15 protein-coding genes are annotated in these 20,567 nt (G+C 67.2%); 6 read left to right on the top strand and 9 right to left on the bottom strand.

The window, feature by feature from the left end; all coding sequences use genetic code 11:
• Window positions 1-69 precede the first annotated feature (69 nt).
• Window positions 70-1,905 carry a cell division protein PerM gene (locus ACTIL2_RS02070; protein WP_442335790.1) on the bottom strand — a complete coding sequence of 612 codons (1,836 nt, stop codon included), beginning with the start codon at window positions 1,903-1,905 and terminating at the stop codon, window positions 70-72.
• 291 nt (window positions 1,906-2,196) lie between these two features.
• Between ACTIL2_RS02070 and ACTIL2_RS02065 the strand changes: the two genes are divergently transcribed.
• Window positions 2,197-2,946: a M23 family metallopeptidase gene (locus tag ACTIL2_RS02065; protein WP_442335789.1), complete on the top strand. Its 750-nt coding sequence runs from the start codon at window positions 2,197-2,199 to the stop codon at window positions 2,944-2,946.
• Window positions 2,947-3,058: 112 nt separating this feature from the next.
• Here the strand turns inward: ACTIL2_RS02065 and ACTIL2_RS02060 are convergent, their stop codons facing one another.
• From ACTIL2_RS02060 to ACTIL2_RS02035, 6 genes are all read right to left on the bottom strand, one after another.
• On the bottom strand, window positions 3,059-3,412 hold the full coding sequence (locus ACTIL2_RS02060; protein ID WP_442335788.1) for a VOC family protein: 354 nt from the start codon (window positions 3,410-3,412) through the stop codon (window positions 3,059-3,061).
• A gap of 202 nt (window positions 3,413-3,614) precedes the next feature.
• Window positions 3,615-5,294 (bottom strand): ABC transporter family substrate-binding protein, encoded by a 1,680-nt coding sequence (locus ACTIL2_RS02055; RefSeq protein ID WP_442335787.1) that lies wholly within the window; start codon window positions 5,292-5,294, stop codon window positions 3,615-3,617.
• 170 nt (window positions 5,295-5,464) lie between these two features.
• Entirely contained in the window at window positions 5,465-7,399 is a 1,935-nt protein-coding gene (locus ACTIL2_RS02050) for a dipeptide ABC transporter ATP-binding protein (protein ID WP_442335786.1), read from the bottom strand.
• Window positions 7,396-8,358: an ABC transporter permease gene (locus ACTIL2_RS02045; RefSeq protein WP_442335785.1), complete on the bottom strand. Its 963-nt coding sequence runs from the start codon at window positions 8,356-8,358 to the stop codon at window positions 7,396-7,398. The genes ACTIL2_RS02050 and ACTIL2_RS02045 overlap by 4 nt, the downstream gene beginning before the upstream one ends.
• 1 nt (window position 8,359) lies before the next feature.
• Window positions 8,360-9,343, bottom strand: coding sequence for an ABC transporter permease (locus ACTIL2_RS02040; protein ID WP_442335784.1), 984 nt, complete (start codon window positions 9,341-9,343; stop codon window positions 8,360-8,362).
• A gap of 223 nt (window positions 9,344-9,566) precedes the next feature.
• Window positions 9,567-12,011 (bottom strand): UvrD-helicase domain-containing protein, encoded by a 2,445-nt coding sequence (locus tag ACTIL2_RS02035; RefSeq protein ID WP_442335861.1) that lies wholly within the window; start codon window positions 12,009-12,011, stop codon window positions 9,567-9,569.
• Window positions 12,012-12,357: 346 nt separating this feature from the next.
• Here ACTIL2_RS02035 and ACTIL2_RS02030 point away from each other — a divergent pair, with 346 nt between their 5' ends.
• Complete coding sequence (locus ACTIL2_RS02030; protein ID WP_442335783.1) at window positions 12,358-12,648, top strand: chorismate mutase; 291 nt, start codon at window positions 12,358-12,360, stop codon at window positions 12,646-12,648.
• A gap of 22 nt (window positions 12,649-12,670) precedes the next feature.
• Here ACTIL2_RS02030 and ACTIL2_RS02025 read toward each other — a convergent pair whose 3' ends face one another.
• On the bottom strand, window positions 12,671-13,519 hold the full coding sequence (locus ACTIL2_RS02025; protein WP_442335782.1) for a S1 family peptidase: 849 nt from the start codon (window positions 13,517-13,519) through the stop codon (window positions 12,671-12,673).
• A 196-nt stretch (window positions 13,520-13,715) separates the two neighbouring features.
• Between ACTIL2_RS02025 and ACTIL2_RS02020 the strand changes: the two genes are divergently transcribed.
• From ACTIL2_RS02020 to ACTIL2_RS02010, 3 genes are read left to right on the top strand one after another with little or no spacing between them, the layout of a single operon-like run.
• Window positions 13,716-14,495 (top strand): DeoR/GlpR family DNA-binding transcription regulator, encoded by a 780-nt coding sequence (locus ACTIL2_RS02020; RefSeq protein ID WP_442335781.1) that lies wholly within the window; start codon window positions 13,716-13,718, stop codon window positions 14,493-14,495.
• Window positions 14,492-15,514, top strand: a complete 1,023-nt coding sequence (locus tag ACTIL2_RS02015; protein WP_442335780.1) for a 1-phosphofructokinase family hexose kinase — start codon at window positions 14,492-14,494, stop codon at window positions 15,512-15,514. The genes ACTIL2_RS02020 and ACTIL2_RS02015 overlap by 4 nt, the downstream gene beginning before the upstream one ends.
• A gap of 2 nt (window positions 15,515-15,516) precedes the next feature.
• Complete coding sequence (locus tag ACTIL2_RS02010; protein ID WP_442335779.1) at window positions 15,517-17,658, top strand: PTS fructose transporter subunit IIABC; 2,142 nt, start codon at window positions 15,517-15,519, stop codon at window positions 17,656-17,658.
• 96 nt (window positions 17,659-17,754) lie between these two features.
• On the opposite strand, the gene ACTIL2_RS02005 is transcribed toward ACTIL2_RS02010, so the two are convergent.
• Window positions 17,755-19,050: an acid phosphatase gene (locus ACTIL2_RS02005; protein ID WP_442335778.1), complete on the bottom strand. Its 1,296-nt coding sequence runs from the start codon at window positions 19,048-19,050 to the stop codon at window positions 17,755-17,757.
• A gap of 174 nt (window positions 19,051-19,224) precedes the next feature.
• On the opposite strand from ACTIL2_RS02005, the gene ACTIL2_RS02000 reads away from it, so the two are divergent.
• On the top strand, window positions 19,225-20,454 hold the full coding sequence (locus tag ACTIL2_RS02000; protein WP_442335777.1) for an MFS transporter: 1,230 nt from the start codon (window positions 19,225-19,227) through the stop codon (window positions 20,452-20,454).
• Window positions 20,455-20,567: the final 113 nt, after the last annotated feature.

Here is a 20,567-nt window from a genome sequence, read left to right as displayed (position 1 = left end):
TTACTTCCTCGCCCCTCCCCCGGTGCCGTCGGAGGGGTTGTCTACGCGGTAGCTGTCCGGCCCCCGGGCTCAGGCACGGGACTCATCAGTGCCGGGTTCATCCTCTTCCGCTCCAGAAGGGTCCGTGCCATCCCCGGGATCGACCCCAGGATCTTCATCGGGTTCGACCTCGTCCGTCTCCTCGGGGTCCTCAGGTTCCACGGGGTCCTCAGGTTCCTCGGGCGCCTCCGGGGCCTCCGGTTCCTCGGGGTCAGTGACGTCCGTGTCGTCGGCCGGGACTGGTTCGCCCTCCGGCCCGGGACCAGGTTCAGAGTCCGGATCGTCACCCGGTTCCCCGGCCGCACCATCCGCCTCGGACTCGTCCTCAGCGTCAGCCTCCCCCTCGGCACCTGCATCGGCACCGGCCTCAGCGTCGGTCTCGGCATCGGATTCCTGGTCGGACTCCACCTCAGCGTCCGCCTCCGGGTCGATGGACCCGGAGTCCTCAACGTCCTGCGCCGTTTCCGTGACGCGCTGCCCCGCTCTGGCAAGCCAGATGAAGACGACCAGGGCCGGGACCACCATCCAGCACGCGAACAGCAGGGGCGTCAGCCACAACAGCGGCCCGGTCGAGCCGTAGAGACCCAGTGTGCCGCCGGCGGCCCAGGCCACCAGCAGTCCCGCCACCGCGGCGAACGCGCCCGCAGCCAACGCGGTGAACACCGGAGCCTCCATGAAGGAGCGGGTGACGAAGAACCGGTACACCGTGAACACCGCGACCGCTACCGGAATCACCAGCAGCGCCTCACCGTACGGGAGGTCCGTGTTCGGCATCGCGGCGAGAATGGGCATCGGCGGGAGGTTCGCGTTCGTGACGGCGAACAGTGACGCCGATGCGTCACCGATGTGCATCTCGCTGCCCATCAGCACACCGCTGGCCCCGACAGCCAGGTTCGGCAGGTACAGAAGGCTCAGCACCGTCAGTCCGATGCGTCCCCAGGCGTCCGGGGCGATGGAGTAGGCATCCGACAGCGCACCGATATTAAGGAGGAGTTGGACAACAACCGCCAGCAGACCGGCGAGCAGCATCCAGCGCACGAAGCGTCCGGCGAGCCGGGCCCCCTCCACCGGCCACGTCGGCCACCCACGGCGCAGCAGCAGCGCCCGCCAGACCTTGGGCCCCAGTCCCACCACGAACGCCAATCCGTTCACCACCGCCGTGGAGGCGACGGCGACGAGGATGTTGGGCGGGGCGATGTCGAAGACCTTAGAGGCATCCCACAGCACAAGCCACGCCAGACACGTGAGGACCACAGGGACCAGCACGGCGAGTGTCGCGAAGACGCGGATATTACGGACGGTGATCTGCGAACCGCAGGCGGCCCGGACACGCCTCGAATGCGCCAGGACAATCAATGCGGCGGGCAGGAGCGGGGCCACACCCAGCTCCGCCCCGGCGAACCCGACCGGCGCGAGGTTGGCGAACATCCAGAACGACCCGACCATCGCCGGAACCGCCGTGAAGGTCTCCCCGATACCGATGATGACCGCGACGGCGATCGTCACGGCCAGCGTGACCGCATGGTTGACGAGGACGACGGGGGCGAAGCGGCGAATGTGCTCACCCCAGGTCGACCACCACCCGTGCCAGACACGGGAGAGCCTCCCTCCGCTGCGCGCACCGGAACCGGGTCGGGGGGCGTCCGTTGCCGGACGCTTCGCTGCACCGGTGTCGCGCGACGCTGCGGTTCCGTGTTCCCCGGCCACGAAGCGCTCGGCACCCTCACCGGCACTCCGGGGGTTGTTGCGGGCGGCGCGGCGGGACTCCGCGGCCGCCCTCGCTTCGCGACGGCGCGCCTCGGGAGCACGGCGGGTCCGCTGTCGTCTCGAGGTGGGGCGCTGGGATTCGTTACTCACCTGTCCCATTGTGCACAACGTCGGACGTCGTGATCTGTAGGCCACGCCGGGGCCCGGCGTTACATATCCCCCACCCCCGTCACACCAGTAACACACCCACCTTGACCTGCCCGTTATCAAATCGATACCATTTCAGTACCCCCTACGCCTCCAACTCCGTCGATACAAAATCGTGATCTTTTCGCCATTTGGCTTGCCCAGTGCCCTACCGACCTATAAAGTTGCGACTCGTTGATAACGATACGGTCACAAACAGCGACCGGTCGGATGACAGATTGATAACGGAGAGGGTTACACAGGATGACTGAGGCACGGAGAGGCGGAGCACACCGCAAGCTCGACACAGCTGCCAAGCGCCGCATGGCGTTTGTCGCGATCGCAGCAACCGGAGTTGCCACCGCTGGCGCCACGGGTGCCGGTGCCGCCACCGTCCACCAGTCCTCCGAGCAGAGCGGTGGCGACAACGACATCGCCCTGACCTCCAACACCGAGGTGCTGGCCCAGGGGTCCGACGGAAGCGCCGCCGGCAGCGATGTCGACGGGTCCGCGGCACAGATCCTGGATCTGCCGCAGTCCACCCAGATCGACGATCTCTCCGGGCAGCTGTCCAGCGCACTGGAGTTCGACGCCGCCCGCGCCGCCGAGGACCTGCTGAACCGCACCCCCAGCACCGTCAAGCCGGCCGAGGGCTCCTACACCTCCCCCTTCGCGATGCGCTGGGGCAGCATGCACAACGGCATCGACATCGCCAACGCCATCGGCACCCCGATCCTCGCCGCACAGTCCGGCACCGTGATCGACGCCGGCCCGGCCTCCGGCTTCGGCAACTGGGTCCGCGTCAAGCACTCCGACGGCACCATCACCGTCTACGGCCACATGTCCACCATCGACGTGACCGTCGGCCAGCCGGTCCACGCCGGCCAGAAGATCGCCGGCATGGGCTCCGAGGGCTTCTCCACCGGCTCCCACGTCCACTTCGAGGTCTACCCCACCGAGGACCAGGCCGTGGATCCGGTGCCGTGGCTCCGCGAGCGTGGCATCGAGCTCTAGAACAGCCGCCAGCATCGCCCTCCGGCCCACTCCGGTGGAAAAAAGCATTCACCCGGGTACGCTCTAACCTCTCAGAGCGTGCCCGGGTGAATGCTTTTCCCGTGTGTTGTGGCTACTGCGGCAGTGGGGAGTAGAACACGATGCCGTTGCCCTGGCTGTCGTAGACCACGGCACGGCGCTCGTGGGCGTCGTTGTAGGGGTCGGTGACGAACCCGCCACCATCCGCCTCCGCCTTCTTGGCGTCACCGTCCACGTCGTCAGTCTTGACGCCGACCACGACCTTGCCCGGGATCGGGTGGTCGATCTCGGTGGCCAGGGCGATCGTGATGCTGCCGCCGTCGATGGCGGCATAGTGGTCACCGTCGCGGAACTTCAGGGGGAATCCGAGTGTCTCGGTGTAGAACCTGATGGATTCGTCGAGGTTCTCCGTGGACAGGATGACCTGCCGGACCTGGTGCTCGCTCATGGTGGGGTGCTCCTTTTCTCGTGCGGTGTGGTTACTGCTTTCGACGCTACTCCGGGCCAACACACCTCCGGTGGCGCTCGATTCGGCAGGAACAGAACAGGACGAACCCGCGTTCTGCCCCTCCTCGGTGGAGGGGCAGAACGCGGGTTCGTGGGTAGGTCAATGAACGCCGGTTTCTACACGGATGTTCCAGACGGGCCCATTACTCGGCTTCCCAGCCGATGTTCTCGACCGGCACGTCGGCGAAGCCGTAGGCGCCGTAGTTGGCGAGACCGGGCTTGGTGGCCTGAATATCCGGACCATTGTATGTCGGCATGATGCCGTAGGTGCCCAGGATCTCCTTCTCCAGCTCATTGGCCTCGGCGATCTGTTCATCGCCGTCACCGATCTTCTGCAGTTCGGCGATCTTCTCGTCGAACTCTTCGGTACCCGTACCGGACTTGTTCAGCTCGGAATCCGAGCCGAACATCTGGTCGAAGTAGGCGACACCGAAGGGATCCGAGGAACTGAAGCCACTTTGGAAGATGTCGAAATCACGCTGGGAAGTAATGTTCGCGAACTCTGAAGAGGGGCGCTCATCGATCGTCATATCAACACCGATATCTCGCATCATCGCCTGGAAAGCTGAGGCTTCGGCCTTCGTCTGCGGATCATCCCCGGTAAGCACGTACCGCGGCGCGAGCTTCTCCCCGTCCTTCTCGCGGACGCCGTCGGAGCCCTCTTCCCATCCAGCCTCGTTCAGAAGCGACTTCGCCTTCTCCGGGTCGTACTCCAGGACCTCGCCGAGGTTGTCCTCGTAGCCCTCCTGGGTCGGGAACTGGATGAAGGAGCCGGGCAGGTCCTCGGTGTAATCCAGCCCATTGAAGCGGATCTCAGCCAACTGATCACGGTCAACACCGGTCATGATCGCCTCGCGGACTGCGTCGTCCTCCAACAGGGGTGCCTCAGAGTTCAAGGTGATCAGGAAGCTGTCCGGTCGCATCGCAGTGCGGATATCCGCGTCGTCCCCCATCGCTCTCACGGTAGCGAGCCGGTCCGCCGTCGCGGCACTGGTGGCATCGATCTCCCCGGCCTCGAAAGCGTTGATGGCGGCCTGGGCCTCCATCTGGCGGTAGGTGAACGTGTCCAGCTTCGGCTCCTCCCCCCACCAGTTCTCGTTCGGAACAAAGGTCACGGTCTGCCGGTTGAAGTCCGAGGACTCAATCTTGTACGGTCCGGCGCCCCAGTCATTGGGCGTCTCCTTCAAGTAGCCCTCGTTGAACTTCTCCGGAGTGTCCACCTGGGTGGGCAACAGGTAGTTGAACAGCCCCTCCCACCAGGCGTAGGGCTGAGTGAAGGTCACCACGGCCTGCTTATCGTTCTCGCCCTCCTCCACCGACTCGATGAGCGAGTAACCATCGGTGGAGCTGACGTTCAGCTCCTCGTCCTCACCGTTGTTGAACTTCCAGGTGTGCTCGAAGGTCTCCCAGTTGATCGGGGTGCCATCGTTGTACTCGGCCTCCTCGTTGATCGTGTAGGTCACCTGGGTCTTACCGTCCACCTCTTCCTCGGAGACGTCCTCGAGGTAGTCCGGGTTCGGCTGGAACTCACCCTCGGCATCGAACAGAGCGATCTGGGGGTTGTACCACTTCCAGATATCACGGGTGTACAGGGTGCCGTCCGCGTGGAAGGTATTCTGCTGCTCCGCGACCTCAGTAATCGGCAGCGTCAGTTCACCCCCGTCCTCGATCTCATCGCGTTCGGTGTCATTGATATCGGAGGCGTTGGCGTCGGCCGCGGTCGAGCTTTCGCCGCCACCGTCCTCGTCGCTCGAGCAGGCGGCGAGCACCAGGGCGGCGGTGGTGACCACGGCCAGGGCGCTCCTTCGCTTCGTGATTCTCATGGGCTTACTCCTCATGTCGTCAGGGGCTGGAGAGTGGAGAGTGGGGTGGAGATGAACTACCGGGACCGTGAGGGGTCTCACCGGACTGGCGCACGGGGCGGGCCACGTCCGGGAGTGCGGGTCAGTGTTCCGTCATTCATCGGTGGTTCCCTTCGTGGGATGGACGGGATTCAGGACGACAGGCGCGCATCATTGTCACGCTGCTGCTGGCGGGCACGTTCAACCGCCGGGTCGGGGACGGGGATCGCGGACAGTAGTTTCTTCGTGTACTCGTGCCGCGGGTTGTCGAAGATCTCGTCGGTGTCCCCCTGCTCCACGAAATCCCCCTTGTACATCACGGCGACCTTGTCCGAGAGGTGCCGGATGACCGACAGGTCGTGGGCGACGAAGAGGTAGGAGATGCCCAGGCGACGCTTCAGATCGTCCAGCAGGTTGATCACGCCGGCCTGGATGGAGACGTCCAGCGCGGACACGGGTTCATCGAGGACGATGAGTTTGGGGTTCGTGGCCAGCGCACGTGCCAGACCGATGCGCTGGCGTTGACCCCCGGAGAAATGTCCCGGGAAGCGGTCGATGTGGCTGGGGTTCAGGCCGACCAGGTCCATCAGCTCAGCAACACGGTCACTGATGTCACCGTCGTAGCCGAGCGACTTCAGCGGCTCGGAGATCACCTCACGCACCGTCTGGCGTGGGTCGAGTGACCCCATGGGATCCTGGAACACGATCTGGATGTCCCGGCGCGCGGTCAACCGCTCGCGGTTGCTCATCGATCCGGCGTCACGGCCGGTGAGCGTGATCGTCGTATCGTCCTGCGGCTCGAGCTCCATGATCTCCAGCAGCGTGGTGGTCTTGCCGGAACCGGACTCGCCGACGATCGCCATGCACTCCCCCGCCCGGATGTCGAAGGTCAGTCCCTTGACCGCCTCCACCGTGCCAATCCGGCGTTTGATCACCGAACCCTTCGTCAGCGGGAACTCCTTGTGCAGGTTCGTGACCTCGAGCGTCGTCTCTCGCTCCTCCCGTGGAACGCCCGCGTAGACGTCCTCGGCGAGCTCCGGGACCGGGTACAGCTCGGCCCCGTCGATCCGGGAGTCCGCGATCTCCCCTGAGCGGATGCAGGACGCCCGGTGCGTCCCGGTCTCCGGTGAGGTCCCCGGGACGATCTCCAGGCGCGGCTCCTCCACACGGCAGTCGTCGATGACCGCGGGGCAGCGGTCGGCGAAGGGGCACCCCGGTGGCAGGTCCACCAGCAGCGGCGGGGTACCGGCGATGGGGATCAACGGCTCCCGGGACGGCCGGTCCACGCGTGGTGTCGACCCCAGCAGGCCCACCGTGTAGGGCATCCGTGGTGTGCTGAAGAGCTCGGACGCTTCAGCCCGTTCCACCGGGCGTCCCGCGTACATCACCATCACATCGTCCGCCATACCGGCGACGACCCCCATGTCGTGGGTGATCAGGATGGTGGCCGCACCGGTCTCCCGCTGGGCGAGGCGGATGACGTCGAGCACCTGGGCCTGGATCGTCACATCCAGGGCCGTCGTTGGTTCGTCCGCGATCAGGACGCGGGGATTGTTGGCGATCGCGATCGCGATGACCGCGCGTTGGCGCATGCCACCCGAGAACTCGTGGGGGAAGGACTTCACCCGCTTGTGGGGCTCGGGGATGCCCACCAGGTCCAGCAGTTCCACAGCCTGTTTCCAGGCGGCCTTCTTCGAGACCTTCTGGTGGCACAGGATCGCCTCGACGATCTGGTCGCCGATCGTGAAGACCGGTGTCAGGGCGGTCAGCGGATCCTGGAAGATCATGCCGATGTCCCGGCCACGGATGCCGGACATCTGCCTGTCACTCAGCCCCAGGAGTTCGCGGTCCTGCAGCATTACGGAGCCCTCCACCTTCGCGTAATCCGGCAGCAGTCCCATCACGGCCATGGAGGTCACGGACTTGCCGGACCCGGACTCACCGACAATGCAGAGCGTCCTGCCCGGGTGCAGATCGAAGTCCACACCTCGGACCGCGGAGACGGTACCTGCCTCGGACGGGAAGGAGACGGTGAGGTCCTTGACGGAGAGCACCGGTTCGGTGATGCCAGTGTGTGCGGTGGTCATGCGCGTCCTCCAGCGTTCGAGGTGGGGTCGAGGGCGTCCCGCAGGCCGTCGCCGATGAAGGCCAGGGACACGGTGAGCAGGGTGAGGGCAGCGGCGGGGAACCAGAACTGCCAGGGGGCGGACGTGGTGGTGGCCGAGCCGATGGACAACAGCGTTCCGAGGCTGACGTCCGGCAGTTTCACGCCGAGACCGATGAAGGACAGGCCCGTCTCGGTCGCGACGGTGGACGGGATGGCCAGGGCGAACTGGATGATGATCAGCGAGCCGATGTTCGGGATGATGTGACGCATCACGATGGTGAACCTGCCGACCCCCATGTAGCGGGCGGCCCGGATGTAGTCGTTCTCCCGGACGGACATCGCCAGCGACCAGATCACGCGGGCGGTGAACATCCAGCCGAAGAGGACCAGCATGAAGGTCAGGAGTTTCCAGTCGCCACCCGATCCGTTGACCAGCAGTGCAATCAGGAGCAGGGAGGGAACGGCCAGCAGGAAGTGGATCAGCCCCAGGATGATCCTCTCCGCCCAACCCCCGTAGAGTGCTGCGGCGGCGCCGAGGATGGCGGAGATCACCGTGATGAACACCGCCGCGATGACCGAGATCATCAGCGACCGGCCGAGTCCGTGGAGGGTCTGGGCGAAAAGGTCGTTGCCGACGTCCGTCGTGCCGAACCAATGCTCCGGGGAGGGCGGGCTCGACAGGTTCAGGAAGTCGGGTTCGTCGTACTCCCAGGGCACGAAGGTCGGCCCGATGAAGGCCGCCAGGGTCAGCAGGACGAAGATGACCAGCCCCACCAGGGCCATCCGGTTGCGGGCGAAGCGTCGCCAGTACAGTCCGAGCTTGCTGGTCCCCGCCTTCTTCTTCCCTCGGCCGGTTGGTGCGGTGGTCTCCAGTTCCTCGACACCGGGCTCGACCGGCTCAGCGGCACCTGCCGCATCCTGCATGTTCGGGATGGTCATGTCAGTTCACCCTCACTCTCGGGTCCAGTGCGACGACGACGATGTCGGAGATGACCGCCGAGACCGCAGTGACCGCCGCACCGAAGGCGGCGATGGCCACGGCCCCGTGGACGTCATTGCGTTGCATGGTCTGCAGGAAGTACTGGCCCATGCCGTTCCAGGCGAAGATCTGCTCGGTGAGGATCGCGCCGGTGAAGATCGCCGGGATGGAGAACGCCACGTTGGTGGCCACCGGGATCATCGAGGTACGCAGGGCGTGCTTGCGGACGGCCTGGTTGCGGGTCAGCCCCTTGGCACGGGCGGTGCGCACGTAGTCCGCGTTGAGGTTGTCCAGCAGCAGTGTGCGCTGCAGCAGGTGGTAGCTCGCGTAGGAGATGATCACGATGGACGCCGTGGGCAGCGCCAGGTGCTGGGCTATGTCCACGAGCCGTGGGAAGAAGCCCTCCACGTCCGGGTTGGATGACCCTGTCACCCAGAAGACCCTGGTCCCTGCCAGGTCGTTGACCCAGAGCCCGACGGCGACGACCGCCAGTGAGGCAACCACGACGTGGGTGTTCAGGGTGACGATCGAGATCCCCTGCCAAAGCCGGTCGCCGAGCTTGTACTGCCGCGAGGCGGTGTACACGCCGATGGCGACCCCGATGATGACCGACAGGATGGTGGCGAGCAGCAGCAGCTGGGCGGAAACCCAGATGCGGTAGGAGACTTGTTCGTTGACGCTGTCCCCCAGCGGCGAGGCACCCCAGTCCCAGTGGAGGAGTATGCCGGAGAGCCAGTTCCACCAGCGTTCCAGCAGAGGGGTGTTCCGGCTCAGATTGAGCGGTTCGAGGATGTTGTCGATCTGTTCCCCGGACATCGGCGGTCGTCGGCCGAAGTAATTCGATCTCGGGTCCAGGAAGATAGCGGCCAGGAAGTACGCGAGATTCGTCGCAAGGAAAATCACCGCCAGCCATGTTGCGGTCTTCTTGGCTATGTACTTGAGCATTCGGAGAGGGACGTCTTTCCAGAGCGGTGGTCAACCGCCCGCAGTGTGGGATTCGTTATGGATTCACTTGTACCAGCCCGACAGCGGCGGCTGATGTGCCGAGCGTGAAGATTAGGTTACTAATACGTGTCGTGACCCAGTTCACAATCAACTTGCAGTGAACCATACTCCCTTGTTTTGCCGACGGGAGTACATTCCCCGGGGTTGTCCCCTACCCGTCCCCCTACAGCTTCTCCATCGGGATCCCGCCGATCAGCATCAGCCGCACCGTCCCGTTGGCACCGAAGTCGATTGTGACGGTGGCACGGACCCCCTTGCCGTCCGCGCTCTTCACCGTGCCCAGGCCGTATTTGTCGTGGTTGACGCGGTCACCGACCTCCAGTTCCAGCTGCTGCGTGTTCTTCCGCAGCGCCCCGGAGGACGCCGACGGACCCGGGCTCTTCGTGGACCGCTGCGACCGCTGCGAACCCTGCGCGGACGGGGAGGACGAACCGGACGACCACCCGCCACCGAAGCTCGTCCCGTCCGCCCAGGAGCCGGAGCCACCGGCCCACGCCGGGGCAGGCTCCTCCCGGATCCAGTCGACCAGGTCGTCCGGGATCTCACCGAGGAACCGCGACGGCGGGTTGTTCTGCGGTGTCCCCCAGTTTGACCGGGTCATCGCCCGTGACAGGTACAGCCGGTCGCGGGCACGGGTGATCCCCACGTACGCCAGACGCCGTTCCTCCGACAGCTCCGTCGGATCGCCCAGGGCCCGCATGTGCGGGAACTGGCCGTCCTCCCAGCCGACCAGGAACACCACCGGGAATTCCAGTCCCTTGGCGGTGTGCAGGGTCATCAGTGTGACCATGTCCTGCTCCTCGGCGGGGATCTGGTCGGCGTCGGCGACCAGGCTCACCCGCTCCAGGAACGCCTGCAGGCTGCCCGGTTCCGGCTCGCCCTCGGCGAGAACGGCGTCGGACGCACCGTCGCCGCCGGCCCCGTCATCACCCGGCATCGCCTCGTACGCGGCCACGTTCGCCGCCTCCTGCGAGAACTCGTGGCCGACGGACACCAGCTCATTGAGATTGTCCAGGCGGGATCCGTCCTGCGGATCATTCGATTTCTCCAGCTCGGCGGTGTAGCCGGTGAAATCCAGCACCGCGCGCACCACCGCACCGACATCCGGGATGCCCAGGGACTCCCCGTCGGAGGTCCGCATCAGCGCACCCGCGGTCTCCTCACGCAGGCCATCCATCATCTCCAGGAAACCGGCGATCGCGTTGCGTCCGCGCGAACTCAGCCCCGGGACCTCCGAACGTCCCGCCGCAACCAGCCCCTGGGCGAAACTCACCCCGGTGTTCTGCGCGTGCACGGTGACCTGCGACAGCGCACGGTCACCGATGCCGCGGCGCGGGGTGTTGATGATCCGGCGCAGGCCCATCGTGTCCTCCGGGTTGTCGAGGACCTTCAGGTAGGCCACGATGTCGCGGATCTCGCGGCGCTCGTAGAAACGCGTGCCGCCGACGACCTTGTACGGAAGGCCAGAGCGCACCAGGATATCCTCGACCACGCGCGAGGAGTTGTTCGTCCGGTACATCACCGCGATGTCGCCGTAGCGGGCGTCGCCGTGGTCGACCAGCTCATCGATGGTCTGGGCGATGAAGCGTGCCTCGTCGTGCTCGTTGTCGGCGACGTAACCACCGATCAGGGATCCGTCGCCGGAGTCGGTCCAGAGGTTCTTGTCGCGGCGTCCCGAATTCCGCGAGATCACCGCGTTCGCCGCCGACAGGATGTTCTGGGTGGAGCGGTAGTTCTGCTCCAGCAGGATCGTGCGGGCGTGCGGGTAGTCACGCTCGAACTCCTCGATATTGCGCACCGTCGCCCCGCGGAAGGCGTAGATGGACTGGTCGGCATCACCGACCACGCACAGTTCGGCGGCGGCGGTCCCCTCCCCCACCAGCGTGGACACCAGCACGTACTGGGCGTGGTTGGTGTCCTGGTACTCGTCGACGAGGATGTGGCGGAACCGGCGGCGGTAGTGGTCGGCGACCCCCGGGTTGTTGCGCAGCAGTCCCACGACCTCCCCGATGAGGTCGTCGAAGTCCACGGCGTTCGCCTGGCGCAGGCGGGTCTGGTAGTCCCGGAAGACCTGCGCGATCGTCTCCCGGTGGTGGTTACCGTCCTGCTGAGCCTCGGCCAGGGCCTCCGCGGGGCTCTGCAGTTCATTCTTCCAGTTCGAGATCACCGACAGCACGGCCCGCGGCGCAAACTCCTTGGCATCGAGCTCACGGTCACGCAGGATCATGGTGACCAGGCGCTTCATGTCGTCGGAGTCGTAGATCGTGAAGTTGGAGTTCAACCCCTCGACCAGGGCCGCATTCGCCCGGAGGATGCGCACGCACACCGAGTGGAAGGTGGAGATCCACATCCGCTCGGCGACCGGGCCGACGAGCTCACCGATGCGCTCGCGCATCTCGGCGGCGGCCTTGTTGGTGAAGGTGATCGCCAGTACCTGCCACGGTGCGACCCCACCGGCGAGCAGCCATGCGATCCGACGGGTGAGCACACTGGTCTTGCCGGATCCTGCGCCAGCGACGATGAGCAGCGGGGAGCCACTGTGCTTCACCGCCTCCTGCTGTGCGGGGTTGAGCCCCTCGAGCAACTGGTCGCGGGTCTGGGTGCTCATCACCCGGCCCGGGACCGGGCCGACGGACTCCTCCGCGGCGGCGGCATCGTGGGCAGTTTCCGAGGCACCCGCACCTTCCGCAGCGTCCCGCGTGTGGAACGGCGACGTCGACGCCGCAGCCGTAACGTCCGGCAGAGGTGCCAGGTGGGACGCGGTCGCGGACATGTCCGCGAGCACCGCCGCCGCGTCCTCCGGTGGGACGTCGTCCTCCTCCGGTGGCGGCTCGAACGGCTCCTCCGGGAAGGGGATCTCGTCGTGCGTCACGGTGCTCACAGTGGGGTGTTCTCCTTCATCGGTGTGGGGACATGTTCACCCTACAACGCCGTCCGGACGTAGAATCCTCACCATGACTAATGAGCAGGAGTTCTCCAGCGGAACCGATGACCCGTTGTCGGACGCCGAGATCCAGCGCTACCGCAGGGAGATCAACGAACTCGACCGCACGATCATCGACGCCGCGAAACGCCGGACGGAGATCTCGCGGCTGATCGGCAAGACGCGCACCGCCTCAGGCGGGACGAAACTGGTCTACTCGCGGGAAACCGCGATCCTCAACCAGTTCCGCGACGAACTCGGGCCCGAGGGCATCGCCATCGCGAACTCGCTGCTGCAGCTCGGCCGGGGCCGGCTGGGGTAGAAGGGCCGGATCACCCGCGGCCCTACGCCAGGTGGAACCCGGCGCCGACACCGCCGGCGTAGTCCATCTCGGCGGTGACCACGTCCCAGCCCACGCCCGTCACCGGGGAGTGCACGGGCCCCTGGGCGGGGTGCTGGCAGGAGGGCAGGTCCGCGAGTCCGCCGCTGAGGACGCCCACCAGGCGGCCGCCGACGTACACCGGCGCACCGGAGTCCCCGTGGGACGCGCAGAGGTGCATCGCGAACTGGGTGTCGGCGGTGGCGAACACCGGCCCGCAGGACGTCCCCGTGGTGATCCCCGTCTTGCAGACGTCGCCGAAATCACCGGGCAACGGACCACCCAGCTCGCTGAGGGAGACATCATTGTAGGTGTTGGTGACCCGGGCATTCTCGTTGAGCAGGATGATCCCGTTGTCCACCGACCCCGAGCGCTCGTAGGTGCCGATGACGGTGCCGTCCGGGTCATCGGCGGAGCTGACCTGGTCACCGGGGGCACCGCAGTGCCCGGCGGTGACAGCCACCGCATTGCCCGCGGCATCGTAGCCGGCGGCGGTGGCCGTGCACACAGACGGCCCGACGATCAGCGGGGTGGACGGCCCGACGACCACGGACGGACGGGCGTCCTGCGCCTCCTGGGGGACGCCCGGGGAGGTGAAGTAGTGGCCCGGGACGCGGTGCGGGCCCGGTTCGCCGGTGGCGTTGAGGGCGCCGTCGACAACGGTGTCGACGGCGTGCTCCGCCTGCTGCTGCACCTGCCCGGCGTCCGGGAGGCCCGGAACCCCGGGGGCCGCGGTCGCCACCGGAGCGGAGAAGGCGCCGACCACGATGGCGGCGAGAGCGGCAACGGCAACGGGGAGACGGCGACGCAACATGGCCCTCACCCTAGCTGCCACTGTCCGTCCGCCCCGGACAATCGACGGGGACAGTCCGCCATCACCCCTGAAAGGGGCTCTCGCGCACGACAGCACTTCCGCACCCCTGCCTGATTGTGACCGTTTTACGCCTGAACCACATAAACATCACGATATAACCGTTGACCAACCACACATTCCCACAGACAATGGGGGTATGTACGCGCCACAACGGCAGGACGTCATCGCCGAGGAGATCCTCACCCGCGGCGGCATGTCGGTGACCGACCTCGCCGACCTTCACCGGGTGTCCGCGGAGACGATCCGCCGGGACCTCGACGTCCTCGAGCGCCAGCAACGGATCACCCGGGTCCACGGCGGGGCCGTCCCCCACCGCGCGCACAGCGGCGAGGAGAATCCCGTGGCCGTACGCTCCACGGCCGCGCGGGACGCCAAGTCCCGCATCGCCAACGCCGCCGTCGAACACCTGCCCGCCTCGGGCGGCTCGGTCATCGTCGATTCCGGGACCACCACCGCGATGCTGTGCGACGACCTGCTCGCCCGCCCCGACCTCACGGTGGTCACCAACTCGGTCCTGCTGTCCTACCAGCTGTCCGTCCAGCCGCCGACCGCCGTCGACCGCCGGATCCGCCTGGTCGGCGGTCAGGTCCGCGGCATCACCCAGTCCGTCGTCGGCGCGGAAACCGTCGGGGAATTCCTGCGGATGCGTGCCGACGTCGCCTTCCTGGGTGCCAACGGCATCACCGCCGACTTCGGCTTCTCCACCCCCGATCCGCAGGAGGCCCAGGCCAAAACGGCCATGACCCGCGCCGCACGGGTCAGGATCGCCCTGGTGGACGAGTCGAAGGTCGGCGAGGAGCTGCTGTGCTCCTTCGCCACCGCGGCCGACATCGACCTGCTCATCACTGACGCGTCACCGGACCACCCGGTCCTCCGTGAACTCCGAGACCAAGGAATGGACGTGATCCAGGCGTGATCATCACCGTCACACCGAACCCCAGCATCGACCGGTCCCAGCACCTGCCCGGACCACTGGACGTCGGGGGTGTCAACCGGGTCGTCTCCGGGACCGACCAGGCCGGCGGCAAAGGCGTGAACGTGGCCACCGTCGTCCACAACGCCGGGGAGGACGTCCTGGCCATCGCCCCCGCCGACGCGTCCAGCGACTTCGCCGACCTGGTGCGGGCCGGGGACATTCCCGCACGCTTCGTCGGCGGTGCCGCGGTTCGCGTCAACCTCACCATCACCGACCCGGACGGGGTGACCACCAAGATCAACTCCCCCGGGGACACCGCGGCCACCGGACGCGACCTGTCCGACGCCGTCGCCCGCACGCTGGCCGACGTCACCGCCCAGAAGATCCCCGGACCCCACTGGCTGGTGCTCGCCGGATCGCTTCCCCCCGGATTCCCCGACGACTGGTACGCCCGCACCACCGCCACCGCCCACGAGCTGGGCTTCCGCGTGGCAGTGGACACCTCGGACGCGGCACTCGCCGCCCTCGTCGACCTGTCCGACCGCAATCCCGCGGCCGCGCCCGACCTGGTCAAGCCGAACTCCCACGAGCTGGCGCAGATAGTCGGCGGAAACGGCGACGCCATGGAGGACGCGGCCGCCGACGGTGACCTCGCCGCGGTGGTCGACGCCGCCACCGCGCTCCTCAGCCGGGGTTTCGGGGCGGCCCTGGTGAGCCTTGGTGCGGCCGGTGCCCTGCTGGTCGCCAGGGATGACGGGGGCGCCGACGACGGCACGTCCGCAGGCAACGCCCCGGACGCCTGGTTCTGCCCCAGTCCGTCGGTGACGGCTGTCTCCACCGTCGGAGCCGGCGACTCCACGCTGGCCGGCTACGTCATCGGCGCGGTCCGGGGACTCTCCGACCCGGACCGCCTCGCACTCGCCGTGACACACGGGTCGACCGCGGTCACCCTCCCGGGAACCACACTTCCCACCCCACACGATCTTCCCGACGTTTCACCACAATCTAGGAGAGCATGATCATGACCAGCCCAGACACCGGACCGGTGATCACCACCGACCTGGTCTCGCTCGACGCAGACCTCCCCGCAGAGAAGGAGGCCGTCCTCACCGAACTTGCCGAACTGCAGGTCAAGGCCGGACGCGCCAGCGAAACCACCCAACTGTTGGCCGACATCCACGCCCGAGAAGAGGAGGCTGCCACCGGACTGCCCGGCGGCATCGCCATCCCCCACTGCCGGACAACCGCGGTCAGCGCCCCGTCGCTCGGCTTCGCCCGGCTCAGGACACCCACCGACTTCGGCGCCGGATCCGGTGACGACGGGACTGACCTGGTCTTCATGATCCTGGCACCCGAGGGCGGCGGCAGCGAGCACATGAAGGTGCTGAGCACCCTCGCCCGTTCCCTGGTGAAGAAGGACTTCGTGGCGGCACTGCGGTCGGCGGAGTCCGAGGAGGAGATCGTCACCCTCGTCACCGACATCCTGGACAAGAAGAAGACGAAGAAGCCCGCGGCCGCAACCGCCGCCGCGCCCGCCGCTGCGTCCGCCAGCGAGCCGGAGGCCGAGCCGGCCGCCGAACCCGAGGAGTCGGCCGGTGTCGTGAAGCTGGTGGGCATCACGTCCTGCCCCACCGGCATCGCCCACACCTACATGGCCGCCGACGCCCTGGTCGCCGCCGCGGACGCACGCGACGACGTCGAGATCGCGATCGAGACCCAGGGCTCCTCCGGCGGCGACAAGCTGAAGAAGTCCCAGATCGAGGAGGCCGACGCGGTCATCTTCGCCCACGGGGTCGGTGTCCGTGACATCGCCCGCTTCGCCGGCAAGCCGGTGGTCGATGTGCCCGTCGCCAAGGGGATCTCCGAGGCGGACTCCCTGATCGACCGGGCGGTCGCCGCGTCCAAGGCCGACAACCCCAAGCGGGTGTCCGGCTCCGGAGCGGAATCCGGCGGAGACGACGATGACGACGACGAAGGCAGCCTCGGCTGGGGACGCCGCATCCAACAGGCCGTGATGACCGGTGTGTCCTACATGGTGCCCTTCGTGGCGGCCGGCGGGCTTCTCATGGCCCTCGGGTTCATCATCGGAAGCTACAACGTCTCCGAAGTCTGGGAGACGGTCGTCACGGACTACTCCATGTGGGACCTGCCCGGCAGCCTTCCCTATGACATCGGGGCCGGCGAAGAGACCACCGACAGATCCGGACTGCTTCTCTACCTAGGCGCCGTGTTCTACGGTGGCGGTACAACAGCGATGGACTTCCTGGTCCTGGCACTGTCGGGTTACACCGCCTACGCTCTGGCCGACCGCCCGGGCATCGTCCCCGGCATGGTCGGTGGCGCTGTCGCCGTGTTGGTCGGCGCCGGCTTCATCGGCGGTCTGGTCACCGGTATCCTCGCCGGGCTGGTCGCCATGTGGATCCAGTCCTGGAACGTCCCGCGCTGGCTGGGTTCCCTGATGCCGGTGGTCATCATTCCGCTGGTGGCCACACTGATCACCACCGGGTCGATGTTCCTCCTCCTCGGCAGGCCCCTGGCCGCCGCCATGGACGGCCTCCAGAACTGGCTGACCGACATGTCCGGGTCCTCCGCCATGCTTCTGGGCCTGATCATCGGCCTGATGATGTGCTTCGACCTGGGTGGACCGGTCAACAAATCCGCCTACCTCTTCGCCACCGCAGGCCTGTCCACCGGCGACGCCGCGTCCTTCCAGATCATGGCCACCGTGCTGGCCGCCGGGATGGTCCCGCCACTGGCCCTGGCCCTGTCCACAGCCCTGCGCCCGAAGATCTGGAGCAAGGAGGAGCGCGAGAACGGCAAGGCTGCCTGGCTGCTCGGCGCGTCCTTCATCTCCGAGGGTGCGATCCCGTTCATGGCCGCCGACCCGCTACGCATCATCCCCTCGATGATGGTCGGTGGCGGTGTGGCCGGCGCGCTGACCATGCTGTTCGAGGTGGAGAGCCGCGCTCCCCACGGCGGTATCTTCGTGATGCCGCTGATGGAGAACTGGTGGGGCTTCATCATCGCGGTGATCGCGGGCATGATCGTCTCGGCGATCACCGTGACCATCGTCAAGCAGGTGACCGCGAAGAAGCCGGAGACCGCGGCCGGTTCCGCCGGCGACCCGTCCTCCGATGCCGCGAAGGAGACGGCGGCGGCGTAATCGCGTCGTCAGTGTGAGCCCAGTCAGATCTGAGTCCTCCCCCAGAACGATTCTGACCCGGGAATCGTTCTGGGGGAGGACTCAGATCTTTGACGCCTACGCGGGCGAGCCGTTGACGGTCAACATCCCACCGTCGCCGACCGTGACGTCCGCGGCGAAGGCGGCGGCGAGGTTGATGCGCTGCCAGTTCCCGGCCTCGCGTCCGGCGGCGGACTGGTCGTCCAGGGGGTAACCGGCCGGAAGTGCCGTTGCGGCGAGCACCCGGGCGCGCTGCCCCCAGTCCAGATCCGGGAAAGCGGTGGACAGCAGCTCCGGTGCTCCCTGGGGGACGGTCAGCCGGGCGTCCGGATCCCCGACCGTGTCGAAACTGTAGGTCATCCGCTCGGTGTACTCGGCGACCGCCGCCTCGGTGGAGCGGTACGGGGAGTCCCCCGCGATCGCCTCGTCCAACGGCGTGCCCGTGCGCCACTCGAGTTCCTTCCGGATCTCGTCACCCGCCTGCGTCAGGACGCTCCGCATCCGGGGATCGTTCCACCGGTCACCGGCGGCAGCCTGACCCGTCATCCGGCCACCGATGACGTCCAGCGGGTAGTGGACACCCATGACCATGCGGTTGTACCCTGCCTCCGAACCGCGGGCGATCAGCTGGGGAGCGAGCTCGGGCAGCAGCACCGCCAGAAGCGTGGTGGTCCAGGTGGCCTGGTTGGTGTGGCCGGAGGGGAAGGACGCATTGCCCAACTCGTAGAGGTCCTCGTTCCCACCTCCGGTGTGCTTGGTGATGCGGTCCGGCGCGGCCTCGAAGGGGCGCGCGTAATCGAAGATCTCCTTCTCGATCAAGGTGGAGCTCGCCACGCCCCCGGCACGGGAGAGGTAGCCGGAGTCGAGGAGCATGCGGGTCTTCGGCAGGCGGTTCTCCGCCAGGGTAGTGCGCAGTTCGTCCCCCAGGGTCTCCCCGAAGGCATCGGAGAGCGCGGTGAGCAGGTCCGCGTCATCGGCGGCGGCGTCGACCTGCGCGCGCCCGACGGTCTGCGGGTCCGCGGTGTTGTTAACCTCCACCACCGTGTCGAGGTTCTGGTCCATGACCCCGGGGTGGTTGGCCCGCAGGTCCTCGAAACCGCTGACGACACCGTAGTAGATACCGCCCTGGTAGGAGCTCAGGTCGGAGAGGTACCAGTTGTACTCCTGCGGGCCGAAGGGCCGCGGGGCCGGGGCACCGTCATGCTGCACCGGGGGCAGGGTGGCGGGCAGGTACTCCCCCACGATCTCCGGGGGCTGGACCTGTGCCTGGGCCGGGGCCACGACGGTCCCCGCCGCGAGCGCGGGGACCAGTGCCAGGACCGTCACCGGGATCAGGGACCGGAATCCGGCGCGGCGGGACAGCTTGATGTTCATGGGGCGTTTCGTCTCCTGGAGAATCGTCAGAATCGTCACTGCACAGACGCGTTCACGCTAACCGACCGTGGTGTACATCACATGAACACAGCGTATCCCGGTGGAGAACAGACCGGGGCCGTTTCGGGGTGCGGTGCCGGTCCCGGCGCCGGTTCCCGTCACTAGACTGTCCCCATGCCCGCCACCCCGTCCCCCGCGTCCCCCACCGAGAGGCGCGCCAGGGCCGCGGTCTGCGTACTTTTCCTGACCAATGGTGCCCTCTTCGCCAACATCGTCCCCCGCTTCCCGGACATCAAGGCGGACCTGGGACTGGACAACGCCATCTACGGCCTCGCGGTGACAGCCTTCCCCATCGGTGCCATCGTCTCCGGGCTCGCCGCGGCGCCGCTCATCAGGACGTTCGGGTCCGCACGCGTGGCCGTGCTCGGGACGGTCCTGACCAGCGTCGGGCTGTTCTCCGCTGGGCTCGCCCCGGTACTCCCCCTGCTCATCGCCGGGCTCTTCGTGGCCGGCGCGATGGACGCCTTCACCGACGTGGCGCAGAACCACCACGCTCTCCGGGTCCAGGACCGCTACGGACGCTCCATCATCAACTCCTTCCACGCGGTATGGTCCCTCGGTGCCGTGCTGGGTGGCACCATGTCCGCGGGTGCGATCGCGGCGGGTCTCAGTGTGGGGGTGCACCTGGCGATCTCGGGTGTGGCGTTCTCCGCGGTCGCTCTCGTGGCGTACCGGTTCTGTCTGCCGGGTCCTGAACAGGCGGACGTGTCCACAGCGGATTCCGGAGCCGACCACGCTACCGACCCTGCTACCCACGCGGCGGGGACGGACCAGCCCCGGACAACAGGCGCACGCATTCCGTTCATCCTCGCCGCACTTGTCGTGGTCGCGGTTGCCGGCACCGTGGTGGAGGACGCCGGGAACTCCTGGGCAACGCTCTACCTCTCCTCGCTCGGCGCTCCCGGTGCGGTAGCGGCCACGGGGTTCATCACACTTGTGGCGGCGCAGTTCGTGGGACGGCTCGTCGGGGACACTCTCGTCGACCGCTACGGCCGACGCACCGTCGCCCGTGCCGGTGGTGCGGTGCTGGCCGTGGGGATGGGGCTGGCACTGGCATTCCCCTCCGTGCCGGGGACCGTCCTGGGACTGGCCGCGGCCGGGTTCGGCGTGGCGACCCTCGTCCCCTCCGCCATGCAGGAAGCGAGCAATCTGCCGGGCCTGCGTCCCGGGACGGGGTTGGCGGTGGTGTCCTGGCTGATGCGCATAGGATTCCTGGCCTCCCCACCCATCATTGGTGCGGTCGCGGACGCCACCAGTCTCCGTGCCGGGCTGCTCCTGATCCCTGTGGCCGGTATCGCCGTGTTCGCCTTCTCTGGGGTGCTGCGGGGACGGGAGCAGGGGTAGCACGGACATTCCCGGCGGTGCGATGACTGCGGAAGGGCACCGTAGTGGGTGGCGAAGTGGGGTTAATGGTCAGAATGCGTGTCCGGGTTCGGCACTACACAGCAGGCCACCCC

Source organism: Corynebacterium sp., assembly GCF_052107835.1.
Taxonomy (GTDB): Bacteria; Actinomycetota; Actinomycetes; order Mycobacteriales; family Mycobacteriaceae; genus Corynebacterium.
Note: the sequence above shows the minus strand (reverse complement) of the source record. Positions and strands in the feature narration are given on the sequence as shown.

Excerpts from the sequence above, each read along its gene's own strand:
- ACTIL2_RS02070 (WP_442335790.1), bottom strand. The coding sequence starts at position 1,905 with ATGGGACAGGTGAGTAACGAATCCCAGCGCCCCACCTCGAGACGACAG.
- ACTIL2_RS02065 (WP_442335789.1), top strand. The coding sequence starts at position 2,197 with ATGACTGAGGCACGGAGAGGCGGAGCACACCGCAAGCTCGACACAGCT.
- ACTIL2_RS02060 (WP_442335788.1), bottom strand. The coding sequence starts at position 3,412 with ATGAGCGAGCACCAGGTCCGGCAGGTCATCCTGTCCACGGAGAACCTC.
- ACTIL2_RS02055 (WP_442335787.1), bottom strand. The coding sequence starts at position 5,294 with ATGAGAATCACGAAGCGAAGGAGCGCCCTGGCCGTGGTCACCACCGCC.
- ACTIL2_RS02050 (WP_442335786.1), bottom strand. The coding sequence starts at position 7,399 with ATGACCACCGCACACACTGGCATCACCGAACCGGTGCTCTCCGTCAAG.
- ACTIL2_RS02045 (WP_442335785.1), bottom strand. The coding sequence starts at position 8,358 with ATGACCATCCCGAACATGCAGGATGCGGCAGGTGCCGCTGAGCCGGTC.
- ACTIL2_RS02040 (WP_442335784.1), bottom strand. The coding sequence starts at position 9,343 with ATGCTCAAGTACATAGCCAAGAAGACCGCAACATGGCTGGCGGTGATT.
- ACTIL2_RS02035 (WP_442335861.1), bottom strand. The coding sequence starts at position 12,011 with ATGAGCACCCAGACCCGCGACCAGTTGCTCGAGGGGCTCAACCCCGCA.
- ACTIL2_RS02030 (WP_442335783.1), top strand. The coding sequence starts at position 12,358 with ATGACTAATGAGCAGGAGTTCTCCAGCGGAACCGATGACCCGTTGTCG.
- ACTIL2_RS02025 (WP_442335782.1), bottom strand. The coding sequence starts at position 13,519 with ATGTTGCGTCGCCGTCTCCCCGTTGCCGTTGCCGCTCTCGCCGCCATC.
- ACTIL2_RS02020 (WP_442335781.1), top strand. The coding sequence starts at position 13,716 with ATGTACGCGCCACAACGGCAGGACGTCATCGCCGAGGAGATCCTCACC.
- ACTIL2_RS02010 (WP_442335779.1), top strand. The coding sequence starts at position 15,517 with ATGACCAGCCCAGACACCGGACCGGTGATCACCACCGACCTGGTCTCG.
- ACTIL2_RS02005 (WP_442335778.1), bottom strand. The coding sequence starts at position 19,050 with ATGAACATCAAGCTGTCCCGCCGCGCCGGATTCCGGTCCCTGATCCCG.
- ACTIL2_RS02000 (WP_442335777.1), top strand. The coding sequence starts at position 19,225 with ATGCCCGCCACCCCGTCCCCCGCGTCCCCCACCGAGAGGCGCGCCAGG.